Source organism: Streptomyces sp. UH6, from assembly GCF_013421635.1.
GTDB lineage: Bacteria > Actinomycetota > Actinomycetes > Streptomycetales > Streptomycetaceae > Streptomyces > Streptomyces abyssomicinicus.
In genome coordinates this window covers 1-23104 of sequence record NZ_JACADT010000019.1, presented here as the reverse complement: position 1 = coordinate 23104, position 23104 = coordinate 1, and the positions used below count along the sequence as shown (strand labels likewise).

Below are 23104 nucleotides of genomic sequence, written 5' to 3'. Positions count from 1 at the left end.
GCAGGATCCCGATGCCCTCGGCGATCGCCGCGGTGTCCCACCGGCTCCGGTCCTGCTCGGCGAGCGGCACCAGACTGCCGTCCGGCGCCGTCCGGCCGGCTCGCCGGGCGTGGTGGAGCAGCATCAGGGCCAGCAGGCCCGACACCTCCGGGTGGTCGACGAGGGCCGCGAGCCGCCGGGTGAGCCGGACGGCCTCGGCGGCCAGGTCCACGTCGCCGGAGTAGCCCTCGTTGAAGACCAGGTAGAGGACGCGCAGCACGGTGGCGACGTCACCGGGCCGGTCGAGACGCACACCGGAGACCGTGCGCTTGGCCCGGCTGATGCGCTGCGCCATCGTCGCCTCCGGCACCAGGTACGCCCGGGCGATCTGGCGGGTGGTGAGCCCGCCGACCGCCCGCAGCGTGAGCGCGACCGCCGACGACGGCGTCAGCGACGGATGGGCGCACAGGAAGTAGAGCCACAGCGTGTCGTCCACGTCCGGCACGGGCCCGGGCGGCGGCTCCTCCTCGACCAGTTCCTCCCGCCGGCGGCGGGAGGCGTCGGCGCGCCAGGCGTCGAGGTACCGGCGCCACGCCACGGTGACCAGCCAGCCCTTCGGATCCGCCGGAGGGCCGGCCGGCCACGTGCGGACCGCCTCCAGCAGCGCCTCCTGCACTGCGTCCTCGGCCGCCGAGAAGTCGGCTCCGCGGCGGACGAGGACGGCCAGCACACCCGGTGTGAGGCTCCTGACCAGCGCCTCCTCCACGGGCCCGGTCATTCGGTGACGGTGGGCGGGGCGCTGAGGAAGGGGCGCAGCTCCAGCCACTCGTGGATCGGCCTCCCGCCCGCCCCCGGCGCGGCCGACAGCTCACCGGCCAGCTCCAGGGCACGGTCGTAGCCGTCGACGTCGATCACCATCCAGCCGGCGATGAGGTCCTTCGTCTCCGCGAACGGGCCGTCGGTGACCGGCGGGCGCCCCTCGCCGTCGTACCGCACGAACGTCCCCTCGGGAGCGAGGGCCTGACCGTCCACGAACTCGCCGGTCTCCTCCAGCCGGGCCGCGAAGTCGTTCATGTACGCGATGTGCGCCGAGATCTCCTCGGGCGTCCACCGGTCCATGGGAACGTCGTTCACCGCCGCCGGAGCGCCCCGGTAGTGCTTGAGAAGCAGATACTTCGCCATGGTGTTCTCCCAGGTTCCGATGTGGCCCTCGCGGGCACTTCACCCCGGGGACGGAGCCGGTCACGGGTTCTCGACATCGTCCCGGCGACATTCTTCCGGCAATTCCGGTCGCGTCGACCGGACGGCGGGGAGCGCAGGGCCGCACGCCGCGGCCCGCGGCCCCGCCGCAGCCCCGGCCGGCCGGGAGCGCCCGCGCCGCCAGCCGTTCGGGTCAGTCCCGGGAGCCATGGAAGGGGTCGGGCGGGAGACTCGGGGAGAAGACTGCCCGCCGCCCGTCCCGGAGGTCGCACCATGGTCCGCACCGTCGTCGCCGGACTCGACGGATCGCCCGAGAGCCGCGCCGCCGTCGACTGGGCCGCCCGCGAGGCACGGATGCGGTCGGTGCCGCTGAAGATCGTGCACGTCCACGAGCCCACCCCGCCGCGGCTGGCACAGGCCCCGTTCCTCGCCGAGGAGACCCGGCAGGACTGGGGACGCGAGGTCCCGCCCCAGGTCGCCGACGCGGTGCGCCGCGAGCAGCCCGGCCTGGAGGTCACGATCGAGGGGGTCGAGGGCCGCGCCCCCGTGGTGCTCACCGAGCAGGCCGGTCAGGACGGCCTGCTCGTCCTCGGCTCCCGCGGGCTCGGCGGGATCAGCGGATTCATCGCGGGCTCCGTCGGCCTCGGTGTCATCGCCCACGCCGAGCACCCGGTGGTACTGGTCCGCGCGGGCGAGTCCGCCGTCGAGGAACACCTCGCCGGCCCGTCCGGCGGCCGCAGCGACACCACGCCCTACCGGCCCGTCGTGGTCGGCGTCGACCCCGAGGACACCCCCGACGCGGTCCTCGAGTTCGCCTTCGAGTCGGCGGCCCGCCGCTCCGCCCCCCTGCGGGCCGTACAGGGCTACAGCCTGCCCGCCTTCTACGAATGGGCCGGATCCGTCGAGGGTGAGGCGTTCGGACGGATGCGACGGCAGCAGAGCGAACTGCTGGAACGCAAGCTCGCCCCCTGGCGGGCCGCGCACCCGCAGGTGGAGGTGATCCAGGAGTCCGAGCCCGGCAAGGGCTCCGTGCTGCTCGCCGACGCGTCCCGGAACGCCTCCCTGGTCGTCGTCGGCCACCGCCTCCGCAGACACACGCTCGGGCTGCGCATCGGGGCGGTCGCCCACGCCGTCCTGCACCACGCCGTCGCACCGGTGGCCGTGGTCCCCCATCCTTGACGACGTGCCCGCCGTCCCCGCACACCGGATCCGACCGACGACCGAGGGAGTCGCCCGATGACCACGGCCCCGTACAAGGACGTCCTGCCCGACGACGAACTGCGCATCCTGCTCGCGCACTGGCGGGCGGCCAACTACCTCTCGGCGGGGCAGATCTACCTGCTCGCCAACCCGCTGCTGACCGAGCCGCTGCGTCCCGAGCACATCAAGCCCCGACTGCTGGGCCACTGGGGCACCTCCCCGGGCCTCAACCTGGTCTACACCCACATGAACCGGGTGATCCGCAAGCGGGACCTGGACGCGCTGGTGATCTGGGGGCCCGGACACGGCGGACCCTCGGTGGTCGCCAACTCCTGGCTGGAGGGCAGCTACAGCGAGACCTACCCCGACATCTCCCTGGACACCGAGGGCATGGAGCGGCTGTTCCGGCAGTTCTCCTTCCCCGGCGGCGTGCCCAGCCACGTCGCCCCGGAGACGCCCGGATCCATCCACGAGGGCGGTGAACTCGGCTACTCGCTCGCCCACGCCTACGGGGCCGCCTTCGACAACCCCGGGCTGCTCGTCGCCTGCGTCATCGGCGACGGCGAGGCGGAGACCGGCCCGCTCGCCGCCTCCTGGCACTCCAACAAGTTCCTCGACCCCGTCCACGACGGCGCGGTGCTCCCGATCCTGCACCTCAACGGTTACAAGATCGCCAACCCCACCGTCCTCTCCCGTCTCCCCGAGCACGAACTCGACGAGCTGCTGCGAGGCTACGGTTACGACCCCGTCCACGTCACCGGATCCGACCCCGAACAGGTCCACCGCGACATGGCGGCCGCCCTCGACCAGGTCCTCGACCGCATCGCGCTGATCCAGCGCACCGCCCGCCAGGAGGGCGTCACCGACCGCCCCCGCTGGCCCATGATCGTGCTGCGCACGCCCAAAGGGTGGACCGGCCCCTCCGAGGTCGACGGCGTCCCCGTCGAAGGGACCTGGCGCGCCCACCAGGTCCCGTTGTCCGGCGTGCGCGACAACCCCGACCACCTGGTGCTCCTCGAACAGTGGCTGCGTTCCTACCGGCCCGAGGAACTCTTCGACGAGACCGGCGCGCCCGTCGCCGACGTCCTGGCCGGCGTGCCCGAGGGCGCCCGGCGGCTCGGCTCCAGCCCGCACGCCAACGGCGGGCTGCTCACCCGCCAACTGCCCGTGCCGCCCCTGGAGGACTTCGCCGTCCCCGTCGAGAGCCCCGGCGCGGGCCCCCACGAACCCACCCGGGTACTCGGCGCCCTGCTCGAGCAGGTCATGCTGAACACCGCCTCCCGGCGCGACTTCCGCCTCGTCGGCCCCGACGAGACCGACTCCAACCGCCTCTCCGCCGTCTTCGGCGCCACCGGCAAGGCATGGCAGGGCGACACCCTCCCCGTCGACGTCAACCTCGACCGGCACGGCCGCGTCCTGGAGGTCCTCTCCGAACACCTCTGCCAGGGCTGGCTGGAGGGCTACAACCTCACCGGCCGGCACGGCCTGTTCTCCTGCTACGAGGCGTTCGTCCACATCGTCGACTCGATGGTCAACCAGCACATCAAGTGGCTGAAGACCGCCCGCGCCCTTCCCTGGCGGGCGCCCGTCCCCTCCCTCAACTACCTGCTGACCTCGCACGTCTGGCGGCAGGACCACAACGGCTTCTCCCACCAGGACCCCGGGTTCGTCGACCACGTGCTCAACAAGAGCCCCGACGTGGTCCGCGTCTACCTGCCCCCGGACGCCAACACCCTGCTGTCGGTGGCCGACCACGCGCTCCGCAGCAAGGACTACGTCAACGTCATCGTGGCCGGCAAGCAGCCCTGCTTCGACTGGCTCACGATGGACGAGGCCAAGGTGCACTGCGCCCGCGGAGCCGGCATCTGGGAATGGGCCGGCACCGAACAGGGCCGCGAACCCGACGTGGTCCTCGCCTGCGCCGGCGACGTGCCCACCCAGGAGGTGCTGGCCGCCGCCAAGCTGCTGCGGCGGCACCTGCCCGACCTCGCCGTCCGGGTCGTCAACGTCGTCGACATGACGCGGCTGCTGCCCAAGGAGGAGCACCCGCACGGGCTCACGGAGGCCGAGTTCCACGGCCTGTTCACCTCCGACAAGCCGGTGATCTTCGCCTACCACGGCTACCCGTGGCTGATCCACCGGCTGGCCTACCGACGCGCCGGACACGTCAACATGCACGTCCGTGGATACAAGGAGGCCGGTACCACCACCACGCCGTTCGACATGGTCGTCCAGAACGACCTCGACCGGTACCGCCTCGTGATGGACGTCATCGACCGGGTACCCGGCCTCGCCGTGCGGGCCGCCGCCGTGCGCCAGACCATGGAGGACGTCAGGGCACGTCACCACGCCCACATCCGCGCCACCGGCATGGACATGCCGGAGGTCGCGGAATGGACCTGGAACGACTGACCGGCCGCCGGCCCACCGCACCACACGTACCGAGGAGGCGCCATGGGCGAGTGGACCTGGGAGTACGAGGGCTACGACCCGGCACAGGAGAAACTGCGCGAGTCCCTGTGCACCCTCGGCAACGGCTACCTCGCCACCCGGGGCGCCGTCCCCGAGTGCGCCCGGGACCGGGTCCACTACCCCGGCACCTACGCGGCCGGCTGCTACAACCGCCTCGTCTCCGACGTGTCCGGACGGCACGTCGACAACGAGGACGTCGTCAACCTGCCCAACTGGCTGCCGCTGCGCTTCCGCACCGGCACCGGCCACTGGTTCACCCCCGACACCCACACCGTCGAGGAGTACCGCCAGAGCCTCGACCTGCGCCGCGGCGTCCTGGAGCGCACCCTGCGCTACCTGGACGCCGACGGCCGGGCCGTCCGCGTCCGCCAGCTCCGCGTCGTGCACATGGCCGACCCGCACCTGGCCCTGCTGCGCACCGAGCTCACCCCCGAGGGCTGGTCGGGGGCGCTGGAGATCGAGTCCGCGCTCGACGCCGGCGTCACCAACGGCAACGTCGACCGCTACAAGGACCTCGCCTCCCAGCACCTCACCCACGTCCAGCCCGGCGTCACCGAGGAGGGCGTGGCCTGGGTGCGGTGCCGCACCACCACCTCGGACATCCGCATCGCGCTGGCCGCCCGCACCGAGGCCGACGCCCCGGCGGAGACCGTCACCGAGCTGGAGGACACCTCCGTGGCCCGGCTGCTGCGCGTCTCCGTCGCCGACGGCCACACCGTCACCGTCGACAAGACCGTCGCCCTCCACACCTCACGCGATCCCGCCATCAGCGACCCGGTGCACGCGGCCCTCGACCGGGTCGGACGGGCCGGCGGCTTCGAGACGCTGCTGGAGTCCCACTTCACCGCCTGGGAACAGCTGTGGCGCGGCGCGGAGCTCGACGTCGTCGGCGAGGCCGGACCGGTCCTGCGGTTCCACCTCTTCCACCTGCTCCAGGTCCTGTCCCCGCACACCGCCGAACTCGACGTCGGCGTGCCCGCGCGCGGCCTGCACGGCGAGGCGTACCGCGGCCACGTCTTCTGGGACGAGCTGTTCGTGCTGCCCTTCCTCAACCTGCACTTCCCCGAGGTCTCCCGGGCCCTGCTCACCTACCGCCACCGCCGCCTGGAACGCGCCCGCTTCAACGCCACCGACGCCGGGTACCGCGGCGCCCTGTACCCGTGGCAGAGCGGCAGCGACGGCCGGGAGGAGACCCAGCGGCTCCACCTCAACCCGCGCTCCGGCCGCTGGCTGCCCGACCACAGCCACCTCCAGTACCACGTCGGCTCCGCCATCGCCTACAACGTCTGGCGCTACGCCGAGGCCACCGGCGACACCGGCTTCCTGCACGGCAAGGGCGCCGACATGCTGCTCCAGATCGCGCGGTTCTGGGCCGACTTCGCCACCTACGACAAGGAGCTGGAGCGCTACCGCATCCGCGGAGTGGTCGGCCCCGACGAGTACCACGAGGCCTACCCCGGCGCCACCCGCCCCGGCCTCGACGACAACGCCTACACCAACGTCTCCGCCTCCTGGGTCATCGCCCGCGCCCTCGACGTCCTCGGCGAACTCCCCGAACCCCTCCGCCGCGACATCACCGAACGCACCGGCGTCGACGACGCCGAACTGGAGCACTGGGACGACGTCTCCCGCCGGCTGCACGTGCCCTTCCACACCGGGGTCATCAGCCAGTTCTCCGGCTACGGGCAGCTCGAGGAACTCGACTGGCGCGGCTACCGCGCCAAGTACGGCGACATCCGGCGGCTCGACCGGATCCTCGAGGCGGAGGGCGACACCGTCAACCGTTACCAGGCCTCCAAGCAGGCCGACGTCCTGATGCTCGGCTACCTCTTCACGCCGGGCGAGCTGCGCGCCCAGTTCCAGCGCCTCGGCCACGACCTCGACGACGAGACCTGGCTGCGCACCGTCGACCACTACCTCGCCCGCACCAGCCACGGCTCGACGCTCAGCAGCCTGGTCCACGGCTGGGTGCTCGCCCGCGCCCGGCGGGCCCAGGCGTGGGAGTTCGTCCAGGAGGCGCTGGCCGGCGACATCGCCGACGTCCAGGGCGGCACCACGGGGGAGGGCATCCACCTGGGGGCCATGGCCGGCACCCTCGACATGGTCCAGCGGTGCCTGCCCGGCCTGGAGACGCGGTCGGGCGCCCTGCGGTTCGAACCCGTCCCGCTGCCGCAGATGTCGGAGTACCGGTTCTGCCTGCGGTACCGCGGGCACTGGGGGGTCAGGGTCCGGCTGCGCCAGGACCAGCTGGAGATCTCCGTCGCCGCGGCCGCCGAGGAACCGGTCACCGTGCACCTGGGGGAGTGGACCGAGTCGCTCGCCCCCGGCGAGACCCGCACGGTCTCCCTGCGGGAGTCCGAGGTGCCCGTGCCCGGATGAGCGCCTGGTCACGACCACTCCCGCGCATACGGTAGGCTTGATCCGCACGATCACGCAGGGCAACCACGCGGTGGGGCCCCTGCGTATCGGGGCGTGGCGCAGCTTGGTAGCGCACTTGACTGGGGGTCAAGGGGTCGCAGGTTCAAATCCTGTCGTCCCGACTTTACGAAGTCGCAGGTCAGGGGCCATTTCAGAGGAGATCTGGAATGGCCCCTCGATCATTCCTGGCACGGCGAGCGGTGCGAGGGCGCCGGACCTGTCCGATCCGCTCCCCGGTTGGGTCCGGAGGGCAGCAGCCGAAGCCGCGACCCGCATCCCTGCCACAGGCACCGGCCGGAACCGGACATCACCTCACGGGCCCGCGAAGCACCCCAGGACGGTCACCTGGTCGAAGCGCCGCGCCGCCACGTCCTTCCTCGCAATCGTCCAGAAGACGTCACCGCCGATGCGGAGGCCACCGAAGTCCACGGCGCCGCCGTACCACTGGGCGAGAAGCGCCCAGTCGTCGGGACGGGGCCGTGCCCATGGACCGGCCCGCCTGCCCTCCGGCTTCCCCGCCCTCCGTGCCGCCATGGCGGCGGACGCGGTGACGGGGTCGTCCTCGCCGTAGGAGTCCCTGGAGTACCCGTCGATCTGCAGGTGAGTCACCTCGCGATGGTGCCGGTCCGCGTACAGCACGTCCGACCAGGCCTGGCGCAGTTCCTTGGCGTGCGGGTGCTCGACCGGGTCGATCAGCACCTCGTTGTCCGGCAGGGAGACGTCGTACTTCAGTCGTAGCTCCGCGCGGTCATGGCCGTCGCCCCCAGGGCGTTCTTCGAGGGGTATGCCGGCGGGGACGTACATCACTCGGCCGGAAGCGTCCAGGTCGTCGGGATGGAGCTGGGCGAAGAGGAGGAGCCGGCCGTCGGGGGGCATTTCCAGAGTCGTCGCGTCGTCGGGCAGCGCGGCGAGGTCCAGCATCGCGATCAGGCTCAGCCCTGCCGGGAGCCGGGGAGCGTCGGCGGGGAGCAGGTCGGGCCCGCCGAAGTGGCCCACGACCGGCCCGTCCACGGTGGACGCCAGCGTGGCGCAGGGGCGGGCGGCCTCGAGCCACCTCTCCACCTCGGCGGACGGGACGCCGCCCGCGAGCGCCTCCTCACGGAACCGGTTCATCTTGTCGAGCACCTCGGGTCTCATACGGTGAACATAGTGCGAGGGGAGAGAGACCCGCCCATGGGCCGGACCGTGACGCGCACCGGGCGACTGCCGGCTCCCACGGTGCGGCCGTGATCGGCCAACAAGGCTTTGTCATAAGGTCATTGACCCGGCGCGCGACCGCTCCGTAGCATGGCGCACGGCATTGAGCGTCAGCGTCAAGCCCTGGCTCGCTGACCGGCAACCCTTCCACGCGACGGGGTGCTCCAGGTGAAAGCCCGGCGGGACCGACGACGGTTCCCGCAAGCGCGTGGCCCCGGTGAGAGGGACCGGAGACGGGAGGACCAGCATGTGTCACGGTGGTGAGCCGGCTGCCTCCCGCGCTCTTTCGTGCACTGCCTCCTGCACCGGCTCCGGCGCGGACGCCACGGCGTTCTCCCGCCTCGCGCGGCGACGTCACATCGATCTGAAGCGCTCGACGAGCTGTCTCTGTCACGCCTGACAGCACGTCACGCCTGACAGCACGTCACGCCTGACCGCGTCAGACCTGACCGCCCCGGTCCGTCACGCCCGGCCCGCCTGCCCCAGGTGACCTCCGGCGAGCCTGGCCGGCTCGCCGGTCGTCGTCCCGTCACCGGCGCCGTCCCGCGCGTTTCCTCTCCGCCACCGTCCGCGGTGCCGTTCCCTTCCCAGCCCCTGTCCGCAGAGCCCTCCCCGCTGCCGGTGCCGACCTCCGGCCGGGGCCGCACGCCCACGCGACGCGCGGTCGTGCGCGCCGAAACGAGTAGGAGTAACAGCAGTGACAGCACGTGCGAATGTCAGAGCTTCCCGATGGGCCCCCGTGGCGGCCTTGCTGGCCGGTGGTGTTCTGCTGACCGCCTGCGGCCCGGGCGGCGCCGGTCCCGGCGGGGGAGGCGGTCAGGCGAAGTCCGGCGGCACCTTGACCTTCGCGGTCGGCTCGGACGCGGGTTGCGTGGACCCCCACCAGGTCGGCAGCAACGACACCATCTACTCGCTCCGCCAGGTCGTGGACTCCCTGACCGACCAGGACCCGGAGACGGGCGAGATCGTGCCCTGGCTGGCCAAGAGCTGGGACGTCAACGCCGACGCGACGGAGTTCACCTTCCATCTGCGTCCGGGTGTCACCTTCAGCGACGGGTCCGAGCTGACCGCACAGGTGGTCAAGGACAACTTCGACGCGGTACCGGAACTCGGCGCGCTGGGCACCCTCGCCCAGGGCTATCTGAGCGGTGTGAAGAGCACCCGCGTGGTCGACCCCCTCACCGTCAAGGTGACGTTCGAGAAGTCCAACGCCCAGTTCATCCAAGCCACGTCGACCCACTCGCTGGGCATCGAGTCGTCGGCGAGCGTCAGGAAGACCCCGCAGCAGAAGTGCAGCGACGGCGTGATCGGATCCGGCCCGTTCGTGCTGAAGCAGTACGTGCAGAACCAGTCGATCACGCTGGCGAAGCGCACCGGGTACGACTGGGGCTCCTCGCGCTGGTCGAAGAAGGGCGAGGCATACCTGGACAAGCTGGTGTTCAAGGTCGTGCCCGAGGCCGGTGTCCGCACCGGCAGCCTCCAGTCCGGGCAGGTGGACGCGATCAGCAGCGTCGCCAAGGCCGACGAGGCCGCGCTCAAGGGCGGGCAGGCCACCCTCCGGAGCCGGGCCAACCCCGGCGTGGTGTTCGGGCTGGGCATCAACAACGCGCTGCCCGTCCTGAAGGACGCGAAGGTGCGACAGGCCCTCGTGTCCGCCCTCGACCGGCAGCAGATCGCCGACACCGTGTACCCGAGCGGGACCCGGCCGGCGACCAGCGTCCTGTCCCACACCACGCCCGTCTACACGAACCTCTCCCCGGACCTCGCCCACGACCCGGCCAAGGCGAAGTCCCTGCTGGACGCCGCCGGCTGGAAGGCGGGCGGCGACGGCATCCGCGCCAAGGACGGCAAGAAGCTGACGCTGGCCATCAGCTGGTTCCCCAACGCCGCCACCAACCAGCCCACGTTGGAACTGGTCCAGCAGCAGCTCAAGGCCGTCGGGATCGACGTGGTGCTCAAGCAGCTCCAGGTCAGCCAGTTCACCGCGACGCTCCAGGAGGGTGAATTCGACCTGATCTGGGGGAACGTGACCCGGGCCGATCCGGACATCCTGCGCAACTCCTTCTCGACCGAGCTGGCCAACGTCTACCAGCTGCCGCCCAGTCCCCTGGACGACGTACTGTCCCGGCAGGCGGCGGCCACGGACGTCGCCGAGCGCGAGCAACTGGTCGGCGAGGCGCAGAAGTCGCTTGTGCGCAACGCGTACTACGTGCCGGTGGTCGAGCTCCAGACCCAACTGGGCGTGTCGACGAAGGTGCACGACCTCGACTTCGACTCGGGCAGCCGCATCCACCTGCACGACACCTGGATCGGCTGACGCGTGCGCCGCTACGTGCTCAAACGGCTGGCGCAGGCGGTCGGGGTGCTGTGGGCCGCGTACACCGTGTCCTTCCTGGTGCTGGACTTCCTGCCGGGTGACCCGGTCACCGCGATGGCCGGCGCCGGCATGGACTCGGGACAGGTCGACCCCGCCCAGGTCGCGGCGCTGCGGCACGAGTACGGCTTCGACAAGCCGGTGCCGGAGCAGTACGCCGACCACCTCGGCCGCGCGGTGCGGGGCGACTTCGGTGACGCGGTCTCCACGGGCCGCCCGGTGACCGCTACCCTGGGCGACGCGTTGCCGCAGACCCTGCAACTGACGGTCACCGCGCTGCTGCTCGCCGTGGTGCTCGGCGGCGGCCTCGCGGTGGCGGCAACGTACACCACCCGCCGGTGGCTGCGGCAGCTGCTGCTGTCACTGCCCCCGCTCGGGGTGTCGGTCCCCACGTTCTGGGTGGGGCTGCTGCTGGTCGACGCCTTCTCCTTCCGGCTGCACTGGTTCCCGGCGTTCGGCAACGACGGGCCGCGTGGCCTGGTCCTGCCGGCGCTGACGCTGGCGGTCCCCACCGGCGCTTTGGTCGCCCAGGTCCTCGCCAAGAGCCTGCTCACCGCGCTGGACCAGGCCTACGTGGAGACCGCCCGGGCCAAGGGCGCCGGCCGGTGGCGGATCCATCTGCGGCACGCGCTGCGCAACGCGTCGCTGCCCGCGCTGACCGTCGTCGGACTGCTGGTCGGACAACTGGTCGCCGGGTCGGTGGTCGTCGAGACCGTCTTCTCCCGGGACGGCCTCGGCCGGGTGACCGCGGCCGCGGTCACCTCCCAGGACATCCCGGTCGTCCAGGGGGTGGTGGTGTTCGGCGCGCTGATCTTCGTGGCGGCCAACCTCCTCGTCGACCTCGTCTATCCGCTGCTGGACCCGCGGATCGTGGTGGCCTCGGGCCGGAGGGCGAGCACGGTATGAGCCGGAGTCTTCTCGACGACCAGACCGAGGCCGCACCGGCTCGGACGGCCGCACCGGAGCCGGCCGCGGGCCCGAGACGCCGCGACGGAACCCGCCGCACGCTGCGGTTCCTGCTGCGCCGCCCCGGTCTGCTGCTGTCCGTGGCGGTCGTCGTGCTGGTGGTGTCGGCGTCCTTCCGGCCGGGCCTGTTCACCGCGCAGGATCCCCTGAAGGGAGTGCCGTCCCAGAACTTCCAGGCCCCGAGCGGCAGCCACTGGTTCGGCACGGACGAGCTGGGCCGCGATCTCTTCTCCCGTGTGGTCCACGGCGCCCAACTGTCGCTCAAGGCCACGCTGATCGCGGTCCTGGTCGCGTTCGTGGTGGGCGGTCTGCTCGGGCTGCTCGCCGGGTTCGTGGGCCGCTGGGTCGACGACGTGCTGATGCGCTTCGTCGACGTCCTCCTCGCCATCCCGGCACTGTTCCTGTCGCTCGCCCTCGTCACCGCCCTCGGGTACGGGACGGTCAAGGTGGCCGTCGCGGTGGGCATCGCCGGCGTCGCGTCCTTCGCCCGGGTGGCCCGGGCGGAGGTCCTGCGGGTACGGCAGGCGCTCTACGTCGAGGCGTCCCGCTCCTGCGGGGCCCGCTGGTACTCGGTGCTGCGCCGGCACGTGCTGCCCAACGCGGCCGGCCCGGTGATCGTCCTGGCCACCCTGGACTTCGGCGCCTCGGTCCTGGCCGTGTCGGCGCTGAGCTTCCTCGGCTACGGCGCGCCGCCCCCGGCTCCGGAATGGGGCACGTTGATCTCCGACGGCCGCAACTACCTGGCCAACGCCTGGTGGCTGACCGCCCTGCCCGGGCTGGTGATCGCCGCGACCGTGCTGGCCACCAACCGCATCGCTCGGGCGCTCGACGGCGAATGGACCCGGCAGCGATGACCGACACGCGTGAGGACGGTGCGGGCCGCGATGGCCGCGAGGGCCAGGAGGGCCGGGAGAACGGTGACGACGACATGACCGCACCACTGCTGGAGATACGCGGGCTGTCCGTGTCGTACCGCGTCCGGGGCGAGACCCTGCACGCCGTGCGGGGCGTGGACCTCGACGTGTGGCCCGGGCAGGTGACCGCCGTGGTGGGGGAGTCGGGCTCCGGCAAGAGCACCACCGCGCACGCGATCACCCGGCTGCTGGCGGCGAACGGCAGGATCGACGCGGGCACGATCCGCTTCGGCCGGCACGACCTCGCCACGCTGCCGGAGGCGGAACTGCGCACCGTGCGCGGCGCGCGGATCGGACTCGTCCCGCAGGATCCGACGGTCTCGCTCAATCCGGTCAAGCGGATCGGCGAGCAGGTCGCGGAGGTCCTGCGGATCCATGGCCTGGCCACCCGACGATCGGCCGCCGTCGAGGCGGTCGCCGTGCTGGACCGGGCCGGACTGCCCGACGCGGCCCTCACGGCGAGGCAGTATCCGCACGAACTGTCCGGCGGCATGCGGCAACGGGCACTGATCGCCGTCGCCATCGCCGCGAAGCCTCAGCTGATCATCGCCGACGAGCCGACCAGTGCGCTCGACGTCACCGTGCAACGGGTGATCCTGGACCATCTCCAGAGCCTCACCGAGGAGTTGGGCACCGCGATCCTGCTGGTGACCCACGACCTCGGGGTCGCCGCCGACAGGGCACAGCGGCTGGTGGTCATGTCGGGGGGCGAGGTCGTGGAGGCGGGCGGGACCCGGGCCGTCCTGACCGACCCGCAGCACGCCTACACCCGGCGACTGCTGGCCGCCGCCCCCAGCCTTACCTCGGTCCGTCACCGCATCCCGGCCGCCGCGGCCTCGGCCTCCGCGGCCTTTGCGGAGGAGGCCCCCTTGGTCGAAGCGCGCCATCTGGTCAAGGAGTTCACGCTTCCCCGTGCCGGGGGCGAGGTCCGGACCCTGCGCGCGGTCGACGACGTCGGCCTCGTCCTGCGACGCGGGCAGACCCTCGCCCTGGTCGGGGAGTCGGGCTCCGGCAAGTCCACCACCGCCCGGCTGGTGCTCGGCCTCGCCCGTCCGACCTCCGGTCAGGTCCTGTTCGACGGCACGGACGTCACCACCGCCAAGGGTCCGCAGGTCAGACGGCTGCGCCGACGCGCCCAGATCGTCTACCAGAACCCGTACGCCTCGCTCGACCCGCGCTTGTCCATCGGCGACGTGATCAGCGAGCCCCTGCGGGCCTTCAAGGTCGGCGACCGCGCCTCCCGGCTCGCCCGCGTCCGTGACCTCCTGGACCGGGTCGCCCTGCCCGCGGCCACGCTGGAGCGCCGCCCGGCCGAGCTGTCGGGGGGACAGCGGCAGCGCGTGGCCATCGCCCGTGCCCTCGCACTCTCACCCGACCTGGTGGTGTGCGACGAACCCGTCTCCGCGCTCGACGTGTCGGTGCAGGCCCAAGTGCTCGAGCTGCTCGAGGAGTTGCAGCGGGACACCGGGGTGGCGTACCTGTTCATCTCGCACGACCTGGCCGTCGTGCGCCAGATCGCGCACCAGGTCGCCGTCATGCGGACCGGACGTGTCGTGGAGACGGGACCGCCCGAGGACCTGTTCGCCACGCCCCGCCACGCGTACACCCGCGAGCTGCTCGCGGCGATCCCCGGGGGGCGTCTCACCGGGGCGGCGGACTCGCGCCGCTGACGAAAGCGTGCCGGGGCGTCCGGTGATCCATGCGTCAGGCCCGGGCCGGCACGGCGGCACGGCCGGGCAGCGAGAGCTGGAGGTTCTCCCGCAGCGTGGCCCCGCTGTAGTCGGTTCCGACGATCTTCCGCCTGCGCAGCTCGTGCAGCAGCCCGTTGACGACGAAGTCGTGCTGACGCGGGTTCGCGAGGCCGTTGACCAGGATCGCGTCCAGGACACCCGTCCGGAAACGCTCCTGCACGGCGTCGGCGATCTGCTCGGGCGTCCCCGCCACCGCCCAGTGCCCGGTGTCCTGGGCGGCCACGACGAGTTCCCGCAGGGTGTAGCCGGAGCGCGCGTAGCCGCTGAAGATGCCGACCCGGCCCCGGCGACGGTTGACCGAGGTGATGTCGGGCAGCAGGCTCTCCGGCAGCGGCCGGTCGAGGGGGAGTTCCGTCAGGTCGACCCCGCCGCCGAGCATGTCCGCGACCTGGGCGCGACCGCGTTCGAAGTCGATCGACTCGCGTCTCTCCCGCACCAGCCGGCGGGCCTCCTCCTCGCTGGCGCCGTAGGTGGCGTGCAGGGAGGACAGGATGAGCGGCAACCCGTCGCCTCGTCCGCACCGCTGTGCCTCGGCACGTATCTTCGCCGTGAAGTCGGCGGCGACGTCCAGGGTGGGCAGCGAGGTGAAGACGACCTCGGCGTACCGGGCGCCGAGCGCCCGTCCCGCCTCGGACTGCCCGGCCTGGATCTGCACCGGCCGCCCCTGCGGCAACGGCGGGATGTTGAGCGGTCCGGCCACCTCGAAGAACCGGCCGGAATGGCCGATGCGGCGCACGCGGTCACGGTCCAGCACCACCCTGCCGTCCGCACCGACGCTCAGGGCACCGGGCTCCCAGCTGTCCCACAGGGCGTTGACCACCTCCAGCGTCTCCGCGGCACGCGCGTACCGCTCCTCGGGGCTCGGCAGGACGCCGCCGAAGTTCTCCTCGCCGACCGCCGAGGTCACCAGGTTCCAGGCGGCCCGCCCGTTGCTGACATGGTCGAGCGTCCCGAACAGCCGGGCCAGGTTGAAGGGGTGATGGAAGGTGGTCGAGACCGTGGCGATCAGCCCGATCCGGGACGTCACCTGACTGAGCGCCGAGACGAACACCAGCGGTTCCTGTGACCCGATGCTGCCCTGGGCGTCGAAGCTCAGCAGGTCGGCGGTGAACAGCGCGTCGATCCGCGCGGCCTCCGCGAGCCTCGCCACCTCCACGGCCTGGTCCAGGGTGGACCGGGTGGGGTCGACGGCCAGATCGTAGATCGCCGAGGTGTCACCGGCGCCGGTCACGGTCTTCAGAGTCCTGGGCTGCGTACTCACAGGGCGTCCCCTCTCGCCGGCCGTCAGCTGAACGGCGGCCGACACGGTTTCGGAGGTGAAGGAGCGGTCGGGACGGTGTCCGGCGCCCACCGCCGAGACGCGCGGGCAGGAGGCACTTCGGAGCGCGGGCCTGCACCGGGGCCGGACACGGCACCTGGACGATGCCACCCAGCGACGATGCGCCGGGGGCGGTCAGCCGGGCAAGGAAGTTGGCAAGACGTCACAGACACGACATGAAACGCGCGCGCTCGCAGCACCACGGCAACAGGCGTGCATTGCTGGAGGAGGTGCCGGAGACGCCGGGAGGCTCCTGCGAGGTGCTCCCGGCATCTCCGCCACCGGCGACCCGCCCCGGATCACCGGGCGGTGGCGGCCCCGCGACGCGGGATCACGCCGCTCGCTCGTGCGGGATCTTCTCGCCGGCCTCGATCGCGACCGGGAGCCGGTTCCCGGCGGGTGGCAGCGGGCAGGTCGCGAATGCCGTGTAGGCGCACGGCAGGTTGGCCGCGCGGTTGAAGTCCAGCACCACCCTTCCGTCCGGGTCCGGCGCCTCGACGCGCAGCGACCTGACGGCCGCGTACGTGGTCAGGCCCGACGTCGCGTCGGTGAAGAGCACCAGGAGGCTGCCGGGGCTGCCCCCGTTGAACGCCGTCACACCCACCTCGCGGCCTCCGAGCGTGAACTCGATGCGTCCCGGCGCGTCGTACACGTGCTCCAGCCCCTCGACGGCCGCGCCCACGGTCGTCGGCTGCGGCTCGGCGAAGGGCGTGTAGCGGCCGGTGAGCACCCAGCGTGGGTCCGGCGCGTACGCGGGCGTCCCCGAGAACGAGGTGCGCAGCGGATGTCCGGGGTGGCGCGGCCGGACCAGGTCCTGGCCGCCGCGCCTGGCGACCTCGATCACCGCGTCCTGCCAGACCGCGTTCACGCCGCCGCGCTCCGGGATCACCCCGAAGGAATGCCGGCCGCGCACCGCCGTGCCGTCGACGACGAGTTCCTCACCGTCGTCGAGCACGACGGTGACGCCGTGCTCGCCCGTCGACCAGGCGCCGGGAGCGTCCGGGAAACGCTGCGGGTCGGCGGTCAGCCAGTGCTGCCCGGTGATGGCGAGAAATCCGTGCGCGTCGGCGAGGGCGGCCTGCTGGCGGCGGTGCCACGCCTCCCACTCCGCGGTGAACGCGGCGAGGGCCGCCCCGTCCGCAGGGCCGGCGGCGGAATCCTGGACGGTCATGTGTCCTCCTCCTGGCGGTACCTGTGTTCCTCGCGGGCTTCGCGGGCTTCGCGGGCTACGCGGTCCTTGCGGCCCTTGCGGGCCGAGGGCGACGGCCCGGCCGCGCGCCGGAGGTCCCTTCCGGCGGTCATCCGTCCTGCCCGGTGCGCAGCGGATCACCCCAGCTCCCCGCGAAGAACGTCTCCGCGAGGGGCCGCCGTTCGCGGGTGGCGGTCTCACGGACGCGCAGCTCCTCCGGGAGCAGATCCGCCGATGCCAGGGCGCCGACCGCCGTGACGGACAACGGCCGGTAACCGTCGGGGATGTTCAGCGCCGTGCTCAGCGCCGCCGGGTCGAAGCCGCCCATCTGATGGGCGTGCAGCCCCAACGCCGCGCTTTGCACCACGAGTTGCGCCACGGCCAGTGCGGTGTCGTACGACGGGTCGTGGTGTGGAGTGCCGTCCTCGCGCAGTTCCGCCGCGACGGCGGCCACGAGCAGCGAACTCCGGTCCGCCCAGGACTGGTTGCCGGGCCTCAGGGCGCCGAAGATCCGCTGGTACGTGCTGTCGCCGCGCCGGCCGACCAGGAAGCGCCACGGCTGGGAGTTCCCGGCGGACGGGGCCCAGCGGGCCGCTTCGAGGAGCGTGAGCAGTTCCTCGTCGCCGATGGTGTGCGTGGCGTCGAAGGAGCGCGGGCTCCAGCGCCCGGCCAGCAACGGGTGCACGGAGACGGCCTGTTCCGTCAGGGGGAGAGACATATGTCTGATGCCTTGCCTTTCGTCGCCCGGCCGGGGCAGAGACCGCGGCACAGCCGCCGACCGCAGGGGTGTACAACTGGGTGCGGCCTGAACGGGCCGACCGGAGGTGGGATCACGAGCGTGCCAGCAAGAAGGCCGCGAAGGGCGGCGGGACGCGCGGGCGCGGTGAGCGCCGTCGGTCAGTGCCCGGCGGAACAGGACGTGGTGGTCACGCGCACGAAGTCCACGTGGCGGCGACACACGAGCATGTTCATGCGCGCAGCAAAGCACACCGCGGGCGACCGGCGCCAGTGGCCCCGGCGCCGGCCTCGTGCGGTGCCGTCAGCCGGTCCCCGGCCGTCCCTGGCCGTCTCCCGGCCCGGGACGGCCACGACCGGTGCAAGCACACGCACACCGCGAGGGCCGGGATCACGCTCCCGTGCCGCCGGACCCCGAGTCCTGACCCTGGCCCGGGCATGGAAGCGACCACCGTGAGGCACTGGCAGCCACCCGGGGGGCAGGACTACGCCGAACAGATCGACGACGTCCTCGCCCTGCTCGCGGGCACCCACCGTCGCCCGAGGGCATCGAGGTGCACGCCGTCCCGGGTGAGGGAGCCGACGTCGAGGTGTGGATCCTCGGCAGCAGCGCGGCATCCGCAGGGCGGAGGGCGCGATCGCGTTCCCCGCACCGGGGGAGGCCCGCGCGCACGACCGGAGCGACGAGGACCGGGACCAGCTGGAGCAGCTCCAGGAGGCCACCGGCCCGGCCGGGAATGGATCCGCCGGACGGCCCCGGGGCCGTCCGGGGTCCCTGCGAGGACCCCTGGGACGTGCGGTAAAGTGCTGTTCGCGCGATCTCGCGGTACCTCCACGGGGTACCACGGACAGCGCATCGGGACGTGGCGCAGCTTGGTAGCGCACTTGACTGGGGGTCAAGGGGTCGCAGGTTCAAATCCTGTCGTCCCGACTGAAAAGTCGCAGGTCAGGGCTGGTTTCGGAGAGATCCGCAACCGGCCCTGACCGCTTTCGTGCCGCAGCCGCCCCCACCGGGACGGCGGCCGCCCTCGCGCGAGGTCAGTCGGCGGGCAGGGTGACACGCTCCGGAATGGCGTCGTAGGCGCTCTCGTCGAGGCGGTCCACCGAGCCGTCCGCGACGGCGTCGACCAGCCCGCCCAGGCCGGTCTCGATCTGCTGGGTGAGCATGCCGTTGCGCTTCATCCCGTCGTACTGGGTCTGCGACGACGTCTCGAACAGCACCACCGCGGAGCCGCGCAGCTGGTACGAGCCCAGCGCGGTGCCGGGGAGGTTGGTGTCCTGCGGGTAGAGGGTGAGGTGACCGAAACCGGATGCGCCACGCGACTGCAGCGCCTGGTGGACCGCCACGTTCGCCCGCTTCGAGGCGTCCAGGTCGAACTTGGGCCAGTCGCCGAACTCCGACGGGTCGTCGATGAACTTGGCCGAGATCGACAGCGGCGACATGTTCTCCAGGTCGTCCGTCGCGTAACAGGGCCACTGGTTGTGCAGGTCAACGAAGTAGTCGACGGTTCCGAACTCCGTCTCCAGCGCCCTGTAGACGTCGCGGGAGGTCTGCGCCTCGGGGGTGACGTACCAGCCCGTGTCCGCGCTGTCGCCCGGGAAGTCCCGCGCGGCGGGAACGTAGTCCAGGTCGGGGTTGAAGTCGCGGTTGACGTCGAAGCCGCCGACGCGGGCGTTGTAGTTCCAGGCCGGCGAGGCCCCGGCGAGCTGCGGGAAGTCCGCGACAACCTCGTCCCAGGTCATCGCGTTCTGCCGCCGGTCGAGTTCGCCGCCGTCCGCGTTGAGGCGCGGGATGACCACGACCGTGACCTGCTCCCGCAGCGCGCGCGCCGCCGGGGTGTTCGCGCCCCACCGCTTGAGCAGTTCCAGGGCGGCCTCGGTGCCGTGCATCTCGTTGCCGTGGATCTGGGTCTGCACGAACACCACCGTGTCGCCCTCGCCGACGCGGGCCGTGTGGATCGCCCGGCCCTGCTGGGAGTGGCCGGCCACCTCGACGTCGACGACGCCACCGGTGCTCGCCTCCAACTGCTCGAGCGCGCGGGTCAGTTGCGCATGGTCGACGAAGCCGTTGCTGCCGGAGCCGCCGGCCTCGGTCCCGCAGTGGGAGGTGGGCGGGATCGCCGCCGCGGTGGTGGCGGTCGCGGTGACGGCGGCGGTACCGAGCCCGGCGGTCAACGCCATGCCGGCCAGCCCCGCGATCCAACGGCGCACGGACATACCTACTCCTCAGGTGTTGCGGACAACTTCCCAGGTGTGGTGCGTGATCACCATAGGAGCCCGTGCTGCCGCTGTGAACATGGTGAATACAAGGAATTGGTCCGGCGGTCACCGGGCCCCGTGGCGAGGACCCGGCCCGGACCCCGGCGAAGCGGCCGTGGGGGCGGACGGCGAAGGGCCGCCTCCGCGACGCGTCAGACTTCGCGGAAGCGGCCCCGGGGATCCGGCCGCCGGTACCTCAGGCGTCCTGCCCGCCGGCCCGCCCCGCCTGCTGCACGACCTCGAACGACCACAGCGTGGACCCGCTCGCGGCCGGCTTCGGCCGCTCGCCGCCCTCGGCCTGGCCGCCGCCCTGGTGGGCGGCCTTCATCGGGCCCTCCATCCAGGCCTGGAACGACTCGTCGTCACGCCAGCGGGTGTAGACGAGATAGTTGTCGGTGCCCTCCACGGGGCGGAGCAGCTCGAACCACTCGAACCCGTCGGAGTTCTCCACGGCGTGCGCCCGAGAGGCGAAGCGCTTCTCCAGCACCTCCCGCTGCTCGCTCGGCACGTTGAGTACGTTGATCTTCACGACGCTCATGCCCTCATCCTGCCGCACGGGTTCGGCGCCCGCGCAACCGGCTCGCGCGGCCGGCGGGCGGCTCCCTTTCTTCCCCTCGCGCGAGAGGGCTCGCGGGCGGCCCCCGTTTCGGGCAAGGTGAAGGCCGGGGCGGAAGCCCGGCGAGTGCGCCGGCCCGTCCCCGGGGCGGGAGGGCACATGGCCGAGCCGGTCAGGGGCTGGATATGGAGCCACAACCTGCTGCCCTTCCTCCAGTTGCTCTCCCACTACGCCGGCTACGCCTTCGACGGCACGGACTGGCTGACCGTCGAGGCCGGCGTCGACGGCACCGACGACGAACGCGCGGACGGCTGGTACTCCTACCCGCTCGTCGGAACCCGTGCCGAACCGGAGGTCGCGCTCGCCCGCGCCGTGGGGACCGACATGCTGATGGTCACCGTCGCCGGGCTCGCCGACGCCGAACTGCGGCTGCGCGCGGACACGTTGATCTCCGCCTTCGCGAGCACGTGACGCGACGTGCCGCCTATGCTCGCCGGATGCTGACGACGAGCGGGCGGACCGACGCCCAGGTGGCCGTCGCCGCCGCGCGGGCGGGGGCCTCGGTGGTGCGCGACCTGTACGGCGGTTCTCCGGAACGGTTCGACAAGGGAGCCGGTGACTTCGCCACCGCGGCCGACCTGGCCGCCGAGCAGGCCATCCTGGAGGTCCTGCGGATCCTGCGCCCCGACGACGCCGTGACGGGGGAGGAGAGCGGCGCCACCGGGGCGGCGGACGCCGGACGCAGATGGCTCGTCGACCCCCTCTGCGGCACCCTGAACTACGCGGTGCACACCATGCTCGTCGGCGTGAACGTCGCGCTGCGCGAAGGCGGCCGGGTGGTCGCGGCCGCCACGGCGGACCCCTTCGCCGACGAGGTGTACTGGAGCGGCACCGGCCGCGCGCACGTCCTCGCCCGGGACGGCGCGGAGACCGGGCTGACGCCCTCGGCGGGCTCCCGCCTCGTCGACCTCAACCTCGACCCGCCCTTCCCCAACGCCCCCGGCTTCCTGGCCGCCCGCCTGCTCACCGACCCCGCCTTCACCGCCCGCTTCCGGCCCCGGGTCGTCTCCACCACCCTGGCGGTCGCGTGGGTCGCCGCAGGCCGCCGGGCCGCGTACGTCACCGACGGCGACCTGCGCGACAGCGTGCACTTCTCGGCCGGGATCGCCCTGTGCGAAGCCGCCGGATGCGTGGTCACCGGACTCGACGGCCGGCCCCCCTGCACCGGCGCCAACGGCCTGATCGCCGCGGCGGACCACGAGACCCACGCGGCGCTGCTGGCCATGACCCGCAACCGGACCGACACCTGACGGCGCGCAACCGGACCGACGCCTGAGGGCGCAGCCGGACCGGCACCTGACCGCGGACGTCCGGAGACGGGTGCCGGTGATCGCGCCCCCTACCCGGCCGTGCCCAGGACCTCGCGGCAGTCGGCCCACGCCCGGTCGCTCAGCAGGTGCCGGAGACGGGTGAAGAGGGCCAGCAGGTCCGGACCCATCGCCGCCGGAACTCGGGGTCCACCCGGGCGATGTCCAGCTCGTTGACCGCCGACAGCTCCGCGAAGTCGCGCAGCCGCCGAGGAGTCGGCACGAAACCCCGCCCGGTGAACCGGTCGTGGAAGACGGGGGAGGGGCCGCCGAGGCCGGGGTAGGTGGCGGCGCGGTCGCAGGACGCGTACAGGTGGACCACGGCCTCGGCCTCCGGGCCGATCACCGCGGCCAGCTCGGCCCGCCGTTCCAGGGGCAGGAGCGCGGTGGCGAATCCGTCCGTGCCGTAGAAGGCATGGCACAGGCCCGCGAGCCGGAGGGCCGGGCGGGCTCCCCAGTCCGACAACCGGGCATGCACCCGCGTCAGATGGGTGTGGAGGGTGCCGCCGGGATGGGGGACGTCCGCCGCGCCGGAACGGAGCAGCAGTTCCACGGCACGGGCGGCGGCGGAGGAGTCGGGCACGGGGATCGCGTCCTTTCGTTCCCGGTGACGCGGACCCGCAGATCCTCTTCCGGCGGCCGGACCCCAGTCAATCCTGCGATGTCCTGCACATCCCCCAGCTTCACCTTGGAGACAGGCGGAGTGTTCCCCGGCCGCTCCGGCCGGGCGGTGGGGACGGAAGCGGCGTGAAAGGTACGTAAGGTGACAGACTCGGAGCTTCCGGACGTTGGGAGGCGCGGGTGGACTACGACGCTGTGGCCGACGAGCTGTACGGGGCGCGCCCCGAGGAGTTCACCGCGGTGCGCGACGAGCGGGCCGCCCGGGCGCGCAAGGAGGGGGACCGCGAGCTGGCGGCCCGGATCAAGGCCCTGCGCAGGCCGAGCCTCTCGGCCTGGGCCTGCAACCTGCTGGTCCGCGAACGCCGGGAGGAGACCCGGCCGCTTCTGCGACTGGGCGAGGCCCTGCGACAGGCCCACCTCGACCTCGACGGGGCGGCCCTGCGCGAACTGTCCCGGCAGCAGCACCTGCTGGTGGCCGCCCTGGCCCGGCAGGCCGTCGAGCTCACCGAGCGGGCCGGACACCGTGTGGGGGAGGGAGCACGGGAGGAGGTCGAGGCGACGCTCCGGGCCGTGCTGGCCGACCCGGAC

The 23104-nt window shown here is 72.5% G+C and carries 17 protein-coding genes, 2 tRNA genes, 2 pseudogenes and 1 riboswitch; of the genes and pseudogenes, 12 read left to right on the top strand and 9 right to left on the bottom strand.

Going from position 1 to position 23104, the window contains the following annotated elements; all coding sequences use genetic code 11:
* Both HW445_RS03300 and HW445_RS03295 read right to left on the bottom strand, forming a co-directional pair.
* A partial coding sequence (locus HW445_RS03300; protein ID WP_308798236.1) for a DUF6596 domain-containing protein occupies positions 1-745 on the bottom strand: 745 nt, incomplete at its 3' end.
* An 8-nt stretch (positions 746-753) separates the two neighbouring features.
* The gene (locus HW445_RS03295; protein ID WP_180219519.1) at positions 754-1161 is read right to left on the bottom strand and encodes a YciI family protein; all 408 of its coding nucleotides are present in this window, start codon (positions 1159-1161) and stop codon (positions 754-756) included.
* A 291-nt stretch (positions 1162-1452) separates the two neighbouring features.
* Here HW445_RS03295 and HW445_RS03290 point away from each other — a divergent pair, with 291 nt between their 5' ends.
* The 4 genes from HW445_RS03290 to HW445_RS03275 all read left to right on the top strand — a co-directional run bounded on the left by HW445_RS03290 (position 1453) and on the right by HW445_RS03275 (position 7391).
* Positions 1453-2358: a universal stress protein gene (locus HW445_RS03290; RefSeq protein ID WP_180219518.1), complete on the top strand. Its 906-nt coding sequence runs from the start codon at positions 1453-1455 to the stop codon at positions 2356-2358.
* A gap of 57 nt (positions 2359-2415) precedes the next feature.
* Positions 2416-4791, top strand: coding sequence for a phosphoketolase (locus HW445_RS03285; RefSeq protein WP_180219517.1), 2376 nt, complete (start codon positions 2416-2418; stop codon positions 4789-4791).
* A gap of 42 nt (positions 4792-4833) precedes the next feature.
* Positions 4834-7230 (top strand): glycoside hydrolase family 65 protein, encoded by a 2397-nt coding sequence (locus HW445_RS03280; RefSeq protein ID WP_180219516.1) that lies wholly within the window; start codon positions 4834-4836, stop codon positions 7228-7230.
* Positions 7231-7317: 87 nt separating this feature from the next.
* Positions 7318-7391: transfer RNA gene (locus tag HW445_RS03275), tRNA-Pro, on the top strand.
* A gap of 190 nt (positions 7392-7581) precedes the next feature.
* Here HW445_RS03275 and HW445_RS03270 read toward each other — a convergent pair.
* Positions 7582-8406 (bottom strand): DUF1963 domain-containing protein, encoded by an 825-nt coding sequence (locus HW445_RS03270; RefSeq protein ID WP_180219515.1) that lies wholly within the window; start codon positions 8404-8406, stop codon positions 7582-7584.
* A 159-nt stretch (positions 8407-8565) separates the two neighbouring features.
* A riboswitch (SAM riboswitch) is annotated at positions 8566-8679 on the top strand.
* A gap of 526 nt (positions 8680-9205) precedes the next feature.
* On the opposite strand from HW445_RS03270, the gene HW445_RS03265 reads away from it, so the two are divergent.
* The 4 genes from HW445_RS03265 (at position 9206) to HW445_RS03250 (ending at position 14390) form a co-directional block, all read left to right on the top strand.
* Positions 9206-10783: an ABC transporter substrate-binding protein gene (locus HW445_RS03265; RefSeq protein ID WP_374939600.1), complete on the top strand. Its 1578-nt coding sequence runs from the start codon at positions 9206-9208 to the stop codon at positions 10781-10783.
* A gap of 3 nt (positions 10784-10786) precedes the next feature.
* On the top strand, positions 10787-11746 hold the full coding sequence (locus tag HW445_RS03260) for an ABC transporter permease (protein ID WP_180219513.1): 960 nt from the start codon (positions 10787-10789) through the stop codon (positions 11744-11746).
* Positions 11743-12660: an ABC transporter permease gene (locus HW445_RS03255; protein ID WP_180219512.1), complete on the top strand. Its 918-nt coding sequence runs from the start codon at positions 11743-11745 to the stop codon at positions 12658-12660. Before HW445_RS03260 ends, HW445_RS03255 begins: the two co-directional genes overlap by 4 nt.
* 74 nt (positions 12661-12734) lie before the next feature.
* Positions 12735-14390: an ABC transporter ATP-binding protein gene (locus HW445_RS03250; RefSeq protein WP_257230812.1), complete on the top strand. Its 1656-nt coding sequence runs from the start codon at positions 12735-12737 to the stop codon at positions 14388-14390.
* Positions 14391-14424: 34 nt separating this feature from the next.
* Here the strand turns inward: HW445_RS03250 and HW445_RS03245 are convergent, their stop codons facing one another.
* The 3 genes from HW445_RS03245 to HW445_RS03235 all read right to left on the bottom strand — a co-directional run bounded on the left by HW445_RS03245 (position 14425) and on the right by HW445_RS03235 (position 17696).
* Entirely contained in the window at positions 14425-15702 is a 1278-nt protein-coding gene (locus HW445_RS03245; RefSeq protein WP_308798230.1) for an NtaA/DmoA family FMN-dependent monooxygenase, read from the bottom strand.
* Between the two features lie 418 nt (positions 15703-16120).
* Positions 16121-16960, bottom strand: a complete 840-nt coding sequence (locus HW445_RS03240) for a DUF1684 domain-containing protein (RefSeq protein ID WP_180219509.1) — start codon at positions 16958-16960, stop codon at positions 16121-16123.
* A 127-nt stretch (positions 16961-17087) separates the two neighbouring features.
* The gene (locus tag HW445_RS03235; protein WP_180219508.1) at positions 17088-17696 is read right to left on the bottom strand and encodes a nitroreductase family protein; all 609 of its coding nucleotides are present in this window, start codon (positions 17694-17696) and stop codon (positions 17088-17090) included.
* A gap of 874 nt (positions 17697-18570) precedes the next feature.
* Here HW445_RS03235 and HW445_RS03230 point away from each other — a divergent pair.
* Positions 18571-18644: transfer RNA gene (locus tag HW445_RS03230), tRNA-Pro, on the top strand.
* A 107-nt stretch (positions 18645-18751) separates the two neighbouring features.
* Here the strand turns inward: HW445_RS03230 and HW445_RS03225 are convergent.
* Together HW445_RS03225 and HW445_RS03220 are read right to left on the bottom strand one after the other, a co-directional pair.
* Positions 18752-19930 carry a M14 family zinc carboxypeptidase gene (locus HW445_RS03225; RefSeq protein WP_180219507.1) on the bottom strand — a complete coding sequence of 393 codons (1179 nt, stop codon included), beginning with the start codon at positions 19928-19930 and terminating at the stop codon, positions 18752-18754.
* Positions 19931-20168: 238 nt separating this feature from the next.
* Positions 20169-20510: an antibiotic biosynthesis monooxygenase gene (locus tag HW445_RS03220; protein WP_151770575.1), complete on the bottom strand. Its 342-nt coding sequence runs from the start codon at positions 20508-20510 to the stop codon at positions 20169-20171.
* A gap of 177 nt (positions 20511-20687) precedes the next feature.
* Here HW445_RS03220 and HW445_RS03215 point away from each other — a divergent pair, with 177 nt between their 5' ends.
* Both HW445_RS03215 and HW445_RS03210 read left to right on the top strand, forming a co-directional pair.
* Complete coding sequence (locus HW445_RS03215; RefSeq protein ID WP_180219506.1) at positions 20688-20999, top strand: hypothetical protein; 312 nt, start codon at positions 20688-20690, stop codon at positions 20997-20999.
* A 26-nt stretch (positions 21000-21025) separates the two neighbouring features.
* Positions 21026-21838 carry an inositol monophosphatase family protein gene (locus HW445_RS03210; protein ID WP_180219505.1) on the top strand — a complete coding sequence of 271 codons (813 nt, stop codon included), beginning with the start codon at positions 21026-21028 and terminating at the stop codon, positions 21836-21838.
* A gap of 89 nt (positions 21839-21927) precedes the next feature.
* Here HW445_RS03210 and HW445_RS03205 read toward each other — a convergent pair.
* Positions 21928-22448 (bottom strand): annotated as a pseudogene (locus HW445_RS03205) (DUF6817 domain-containing protein).
* A 248-nt stretch (positions 22449-22696) separates the two neighbouring features.
* Between HW445_RS03205 and HW445_RS03200 the strand changes: the two are divergent.
* Positions 22697-23104, top strand: a pseudogene (locus tag HW445_RS03200) (hypothetical protein); the annotation flags it as partial.

Coding starts and splice junctions, on each gene's coding strand:
- HW445_RS03215 (WP_180219506.1), top strand. CDS start 20,688: ATGGCCGAGCCGGTCAGGGGCTGGATATGGAGCCACAACCTGCTGCCC.
- HW445_RS03250 (WP_257230812.1), top strand. CDS start 12,735: ATGACCGCACCACTGCTGGAGATACGCGGGCTGTCCGTGTCGTACCGC.
- HW445_RS03210 (WP_180219505.1), top strand. CDS start 21,026: ATGCTGACGACGAGCGGGCGGACCGACGCCCAGGTGGCCGTCGCCGCC.
- HW445_RS03270 (WP_180219515.1), bottom strand. CDS start 8,406: ATGAGACCCGAGGTGCTCGACAAGATGAACCGGTTCCGTGAGGAGGCG.
- HW445_RS03290 (WP_180219518.1), top strand. CDS start 1,453: ATGGTCCGCACCGTCGTCGCCGGACTCGACGGATCGCCCGAGAGCCGC.
- HW445_RS03295 (WP_180219519.1), bottom strand. CDS start 1,161: ATGGCGAAGTATCTGCTTCTCAAGCACTACCGGGGCGCTCCGGCGGCG.
- HW445_RS03225 (WP_180219507.1), bottom strand. CDS start 19,930: ATGTCCGTGCGCCGTTGGATCGCGGGGCTGGCCGGCATGGCGTTGACC.
- HW445_RS03285 (WP_180219517.1), top strand. CDS start 2,416: ATGACCACGGCCCCGTACAAGGACGTCCTGCCCGACGACGAACTGCGC.
- HW445_RS03280 (WP_180219516.1), top strand. CDS start 4,834: ATGGGCGAGTGGACCTGGGAGTACGAGGGCTACGACCCGGCACAGGAG.
- HW445_RS03255 (WP_180219512.1), top strand. CDS start 11,743: ATGAGCCGGAGTCTTCTCGACGACCAGACCGAGGCCGCACCGGCTCGG.
- HW445_RS03220 (WP_151770575.1), bottom strand. CDS start 20,510: ATGAGCGTCGTGAAGATCAACGTACTCAACGTGCCGAGCGAGCAGCGG.
- HW445_RS03235 (WP_180219508.1), bottom strand. CDS start 17,696: ATGTCTCTCCCCCTGACGGAACAGGCCGTCTCCGTGCACCCGTTGCTG.
- HW445_RS03240 (WP_180219509.1), bottom strand. CDS start 16,960: ATGACCGTCCAGGATTCCGCCGCCGGCCCTGCGGACGGGGCGGCCCTC.